At 62.7% G+C, this 6614-nt stretch carries 5 protein-coding genes; 1 reads left to right on the top strand and 4 read right to left on the bottom strand.

From position 1 onward, the window contains the following. Positions 1 to 48: 48 nt before the first annotated feature. Together EN749_RS27830 and EN749_RS27825 are read right to left on the bottom strand one after the other, a co-directional pair. Positions 49 to 714: an outer membrane protein gene (locus EN749_RS27830; RefSeq protein WP_128290002.1), complete on the bottom strand. Its 666-nt coding sequence runs from the start codon at positions 712 to 714 to the stop codon at positions 49 to 51. A 94-nt stretch (positions 715 to 808) separates the two neighbouring features. After that, entirely contained in the window at positions 809 to 1660 is an 852-nt protein-coding gene (locus EN749_RS27825; protein ID WP_127810271.1) for an alpha/beta hydrolase, read from the bottom strand. Positions 1661 to 1807: 147 nt separating this feature from the next. Between EN749_RS27825 and ade the strand changes: the two genes are divergently transcribed. Continuing rightward, entirely contained in the window at positions 1808 to 3616 is a 1809-nt protein-coding gene (gene ade, locus EN749_RS27820) for an adenine deaminase (RefSeq protein ID WP_128364359.1), read from the top strand. 160 nt (positions 3617 to 3776) lie between these two features. Here the strand turns inward: ade and EN749_RS27815 are convergent, their stop codons facing one another. Continuing rightward, a complete protein-coding gene (locus EN749_RS27815) occupies positions 3777 to 4940 on the bottom strand; it encodes an alpha/beta hydrolase (RefSeq protein WP_128290003.1) in 1164 nt (387 codons plus the stop codon). Between the two features lie 143 nt (positions 4941 to 5083). Further along, positions 5084 to 6157, bottom strand: coding sequence for an alpha/beta hydrolase (locus EN749_RS27810; RefSeq protein ID WP_128290004.1), 1074 nt, complete (start codon positions 6155 to 6157; stop codon positions 5084 to 5086). Positions 6158 to 6614: the final 457 nt, after the last annotated feature.

Here is a 6614-nt window from a genome sequence, read left to right as displayed (position 1 = left end):
CCCTTTGAGTGGTTGCCTGGACCGGCAGCGTCGCGATTGTGGCCCTGCTCAGAACTTGTAGCTCAAATTGATGCCTACCGTGTTGAGCTTCACGTTCTGATCGCGATCGTTGAAGGGTTCCGCTACGTCGTAGTGCTCGGAGCCGAAATCATAGTAGCGATACTGTGCGCCGACGACGAACTTGTCGGTCAACGCGTAGTCGACGCCGGCACCCACGGTCCAGCCGACATTCGTGCGCGTGCTGGCGAACGCCGGACCCGCGACTTGCGATGTTTCGATGCCGGCAAAGGCGACGCCGCCAATGCCGTAGACCAGCAGGCGATCCATGGCGTAGCCGGCCTTGGCGTTGACCGACCCGAACCACTTGATGTCGGTGCCGAATGTGCTTCCCAGGGCCGATATCGTCGTTCCGTCGATCGAGGAATAGTTGAGGTCTGCCTCGGCGCCCAGCACCGCCTGGTCGAATTGCCACAGTCCGGCGACATGGCCGCCGACAAAACCGCCGTCAACGTCAGGTGTGGCCGAAAACGGCTCGCCCTCTGTTCCTGATATGTCGGACCGACCCCAGCCATAGCCGGCTTGCATGCCGGCATAGTAGCCGGTCCAGTCGAAGCCGGGCGCGGTCATCGGAACATCGGCCGCTGGGTCGGCGGCGAAAGCCGGCACGACCAGAGCGGCAAGAAAACCGGCACTTGCGACCATCAGGCGATACATCGAACTCCCCGAAATGACGATTCAGAAAGATCCTCGCCAGAAGGATAACCGCATTCGCCGCAATCGCAATCCCCCTGTCGCCGCACAGAATCCTCTATTTGGCGTCGATGAAATCCAGCACAGCCTGGTTATATTCATCCGGCGCTTGCAGCATGGCGAAATGACTGGCGTTGGGCAGGATAATCAGCTTCGCGCCCGGGATGGCGGAGGCGATATATTCGGTGTGTTCGCGCTTGATCGCTTCGTCATGGTCGCCGGCAACGATCGCCGTCGGCGTGGTTATCGCAGCGAGCTGCTCCTTGGTCCACGCCGGCTCGGTCTCCCACATATGGCTCATCTGCGCCACGAAGGCGTCATACTGGTCCGGTGTTTTCGACATCTTCTTGTAGTCGCGGCCGGAGCGGTCGATGTAGGCGGCAAAGGTCTTGTTGGTCATCACGCCCGGATCGACGCCGTCGGTGGTTACGTTGGCGGCTTGCGCAAAGAGCCTTGTCAGCCGCTCCGGATGATGCAGTGCGATGTCGATACCGATAATTCCGCCATCGCTCCAGCCCACGAGCGCGGTCTTGTCGATCTTCAGGTAATCGAGCAGCGCCAGATAGTCCGACGCCATCAAGTCATAGCCATAGGGCTGCTCGGTGCGGGTGGAGCGGCCGTGACCACGGCTGTCGGCGACTATCACCTTGTGCGTCTTGGAAAACGTGGCCACCTGGCTGGCCCAGATGTCGGCGTGGCCGAGGCCGCCATGGATGAGCAGCACGGGGTCGCCCGCTCCGAAAACGGCGTAGTACATCTGGATGCCGTTCACCGGCGCATATCCGCTCTGATCGGGTTTGGGCATGGCCGCAGGCTCCGGCAAGGTCTGCCAACGTTCCTCGGCGGCGGCAAAAGCGCTCGAGGCGGCGAACAAGATGACGATGGCGAACACTTTGCAAAAACGGGTCATGTTTCCCCCTTACGGCTCGGTCCGTAGCCAGCATCGCGCTTTGGCCAGATTAGTCAACAAGCTCAGTCTGCCGCGGTGTGTTGGCCCGACGGCTCTGGCGGCGCCCGCCGACATTTGCGAGACTGGCAACAACCGAAGGAATCGCGAATGACGAAAGCAACGCCCGCAAAACCCAGACCGTGGACCGAGATGGCGACACATCTGGTCGATGTCGCCATGGGGCGCAAACCCGCTGACCTGGTCGTCCGCAACGGCCGTTGGGTGAACGTCCATTCGGGCGAGATCATCGCCGGCACCGACATCGCCATTGCCGGCGGTCGTTTCGCTTATTGCGGGCCGAACGCCAGCCATGCCATCGGCCAGGGCACCAAGGTGGTCGACGCCGGCGGGCGCTATCTGGTGCCCGGCCTCTGCGACGCGCATATGCATGTCGAGAGCGGCATGGTGACGGTGACCGAGTTCTGCCGGGCCGTTATTCCGCACGGCACCACCTCTATGTTCATCGACCCGCACGAGATCGCCAATGTGCTTGGCCTGCCGGGCGTGCGGCTGATGCATGACGAGGCCGTCGCCATGCCCATCAACGTGCATGTACAGATGCCGTCCTGCGTGCCCTCGGCGCCCGGGCTGGAGCATGCAGGCGCCGAGTTGACGGTCGCCGATGTCGCGGAGGCAATGAGCTGGGAAAACATCATCGGTCTTGGCGAAGTGATGAATTTCCCCGGCGTCGCCGCCAACGATCCTGTCATGTCGGGCGAGATCGCCGCGACGGTGAAAGCGGGGAAAACGGTCGGCGGCCACTATGCCTCGCGCGATCTCGGCCTGCCGTTCCATGGCTATGCCGCCGGCGGTCCCGAGGACGATCATGAGGGCACACGCGCCGAGGATGCCATCGCCCGTGTGCGCCAGGGCATGAAGGCGATGCTGCGGCTCGGCTCGGCCTGGTACGACGTCGCCTCGCAGATCAAGGCGGTGACGGAGAGCGGCATCGACCCGCGCAATTTCATCCTGTGCACCGACGACAGCCATTCCGGCACGCTGGTCCAGGAAGGCCATATGGACCGCGTGGTGCGCCACGCCATCCAACAGGGGTTGAAGCCGGTGACGGCGATCCAGATGGCGACGCTCAACACCGCCCAGCATTTCAGACTCGAGCGCGAGATCGGCTCGATCGCGCCGGGGCGGCTGGCCGACCTGCTGATCGTCTCGGATCTCGCCGCAATGACCATCGACGAGGTCTATGCACGCGGCGTCAGGCTGGCCAAGGGCGGCAAGCTCGAAATCGACATTCCGGCCTATGATTACCCGAAGACGGCGAAGAACACCGTCAAGCTCGGCAAGAAGCTGAAGGGCGGCGACTTCGATATCGTTGCTCCCAAAGGCGCCAACGAGGTGCGGGTGCGTGTCATCGGCGTCATCGAGAACCAGGCGCCGACGCGCGCGCTGGAGGCCGATCTGCCGGTCGAGGACGGGCTGGTCGCCATGGACCGCCGCAACGACATCTGCCAGATCGCGCTGGTCGAGCGCCACCGGGGCACGGGCGGCGTCACCAACGCCTTCGTTTCCGGCTTCGGCTATATGGGCGACTGCGCCATGGCGTCCAGCGTCGCGCATGACGCCCATCACATCATCTGCGTCGGCACCAACAAGCAGGACATGGCGCTGGCCGTCAATCGCTTGGGTGCGGTCGGCGGCGGCGTCGTGCTGTTCTCCAAGCGCAAGGAACTGGCGCTGGTCGAAATGCCGATCGCCGGGCTGATGTCGGACGAGCGGGCCGAGATCGTCGCGGCCAAGGCAGAGAAGCTCACCGAGGCGATGCGCAAGATGGGCTGTTCGCTGAACAACGCCTACATGCAGCACTCGCTGCTGGCGCTGGTCGTCATCCCCGAACTCAGGATTTCCGATGTCGGCCTGATCGACGTGACGACATTCCAGAAGGTCGATCTGTTCGTCTAGGATTGTTGATATTCAGGCCATGCCGGCCTGCAACTAGCGATTTTCTGCGCTTCCGGTGCTCACGTACTTAAGTACGCTCCGCTCCGGTTCTCGAAAACCACCACTTTCGGCTCGGCCTGACCCGAACTCAACAATCCTAGGACCAATGTCGCCCGCTGGCTCACCCGCCGGTGGCGATGGTCAGCACCTTGAACGGCGTGGTGATGACGATTTCCGCGACCGACCCGACGGCCTTGCCGAGGCCCTGGCCGAGATTGTTGAGCTGAGTCGGGACGGGCTCGTCCGAGGCAAGGCCGGCAGGCGCCCGCAGCCGGTCGCCGAGCAGTTGCACCAGCATCGGGTTGTCGGCGAATTTGGCGTGGTTGAGGCGGTCGCCGCCCTTGGCCTGGGAAAGGTCGACCACCGACACGCCATAGCTGGCGAGGTCGGCCGCATCGCCGTAATCGCCGACGCGCGGCTTATCGCCCGAGATCAGGGAGGACAGCTTGAGAGCCCGGTCATCCGCCGAGAGCAGGATGGCGAATGGCTTGTCGGGTTTGCCGTAACGGATCATCTGTTTCTTGAACACGTCGACATCGATGTCGGGCGAGGCCAAGATGACGTAACCGAGTTTGTCGTCGAGATCGCGATCGCCGGTGATGGCAAGCTGGCGCAGAGCCTCCATGGTCACCCAGGTCCCCATCGAATGGGCGATGATGTCGATGCTCTTGACCTTGGTCTTGGCCAGCATCCTGAGCGTCGCCTCGAGGTCGTCGCGCGCTGCGTTGGCGCTTTCCTTGTCGTAGATGTAACCCGTGGTCTTGCCGCTCGATGCCCACGAGAACAGCACCGGCGTGCCGGGATATTTCGTGTCGTGGGCGATCTGCGTCAGCCGGTAGATGCCGTCATCGAAGCCGTTGTTGAAGCCGTGCACGAAAACCAGCGCACGGTCGCCGCGCATGGCGATGTCGGCGCCGACCGCCTTGGCGAATTGCGGCGCGCCTTCATAGAAGGTGACGTCCTTGGCGGTGAAATCCTTGGCCGGATTGCTGTTCGCGGATCCCTTGGCCCGCTCGATGGCGCCGACCTGATGGTTTTTCGGGACGGTGACGTCGACACGGGCAAAGCTGGTGGTCAGCGAGCGATCGCCGTCGAACACCTGTCGCGGGTCCTTGGTTGCCCTCTGGCGTGTCGTGGCGACGAAGATTTCATGCGTGGCCACGATGTCGGAAGCGGGCACCGTGACCGTCGTCTTGTTGAGCAGGTCGTGCGTTTTGCCGCCGGCGCAGCCGGTGACAGCGAGCGCCAATGCAACGACGAGATAACTCTTCGAACGCATGGTCATACGCCGGCTCCCGCAAAGGGGGACGTCAAACGCATGACGTCGCTGGCTATTCCGATAAGGCCGGAGACCGGCGCGGTCCAGTTCAAAGTGAATCGATACATCCGCAATGGTGAACAGGCACGGCGAAAACCGCGGGACCGCATCTATTGTCCAAGCAGGCTGATGCGGTCTGTCACGTCACGGTCGCTGGCAAAGCCGTCATCCTCGCGTAGCCGCTGGCCGATCATCTTCACCAGCGTCGGATTGTCGGCGAACTTCGTATGGTTGAAGCTGTCCGATCCCTTGACCTTGGACAGGTCGACGACCGTCACGCCATAGGAGGCGAGATCGGCGGCATCCTTGTAGTCGCCGACGCGCGGCCGGGATCCGGCGATCAGGCCGGAGAGCCGCAGCGCGCGGTCGTCGTCCGACAACAGCAGGATGAACGGCTTGTCGGGCTTGCCATAGCGCCGCATCTGGCTCTTGAACACGTCGACATCGATGTCGGGCGAGGCCAGCACCACGTCGCCGAGCTTGCCGCCGAGATCGCGGTCGCCGGTGATGGCCATCTGCCGCAGCGTTTCCATGGTGACCCAGGTCCCGAGCGAATGCGCGACGATGTCGATGCGCCGCGCGCCGGACTGCTCCAGCATCCTGAGCGTCACCTCCAATTGGTCGCGGGCGGCGCTGGCGCTTTCCTTGTCATAAACGTAGTCGGTGGTCCTTGCGCCCGATGCCCAGGAAAACAGCACTGGTGTGCCGGGATAGCCGGAATCGTGGACGATCTGGGTGAGGCGATAGACGGCGGCATCGAAGCCGGTGTTGTAGCCATGCACGAAGACCATGACGCGACCGCCACGCGCCGCGATGTCGGCGTTGAGCGCGCTGGAGAATTTCGGCTGCGTGTCGTAGCCGACGACCTCGGAAGCCATGAAATATTTGGCCGGGTCGTCCGACTTGCCGCGCGAGCGGCGCTCGATCTGGCCGGTCTTGTGAAGCCCCGGAACGGTGACGTTGACGCGGGCATAGTTCAGCGTCGCCGAGCGTTCGCCGTCGAAAACCTTGTTGGGATCGTCGGATTTCTTGCGCGTCGTGGCGATGAAGATCGAGTGATTGCCGGCGATCTCCGTCACCGGCGCGGACACCATGGCGCTGCCCAGCAATTCCTGTGTTTGCTGGCCGGCGCAGCCGGCGACGAACAAGGCCAGGAGAACGGCAAAAATCTTCTTCAAAGGCACGCCTGAATTTCCAACTCCGGCCGAAAGGCCTGTCTATTCTCACGATACCTCCCGGACAGGCAGAGTGCGGCAGAACTAAGTCATGTCCAGTCGAAATGTGATCGGCGCCCCGCTGCGGCCATCGCAGTGTTGCGCGAAAGCCAAAATGGCGGGAAACGGCTGCGTGATGCGTGCAATGAGCGGCGCCGTCGCCGACTTTCCAATTCCCGCAGAGATAGCGAGTTCAAGCCGCCCGATACGAAGGGGCATTAGAATGCACCCACAAGTAGCTGAAAATATTCCGCAAAATTTCCGCTCGGAACGACGCACATGATGGACGATGGCGCCACGTAGCCGGATATGCAATAGGCTGGCTCGCGCCGCACCTTGTCCCGGCGCTCAACAACCGAACGTGCGCGACCCGATCAATGATAGAGGTCCGCGGACAGCGTGCAACACAAGGTGGCTTTCCCAAGGG

The organism is Mesorhizobium sp. M7A.F.Ca.ET.027.02.1.1 (genome assembly GCF_004022985.1).
Taxonomy (GTDB): Bacteria; Pseudomonadota; Alphaproteobacteria; order Rhizobiales; family Rhizobiaceae; genus Mesorhizobium.
The sequence above is the reverse complement of the archived record's forward strand: the minus strand, read 5'-3'. Positions and strand labels throughout refer to the sequence as shown.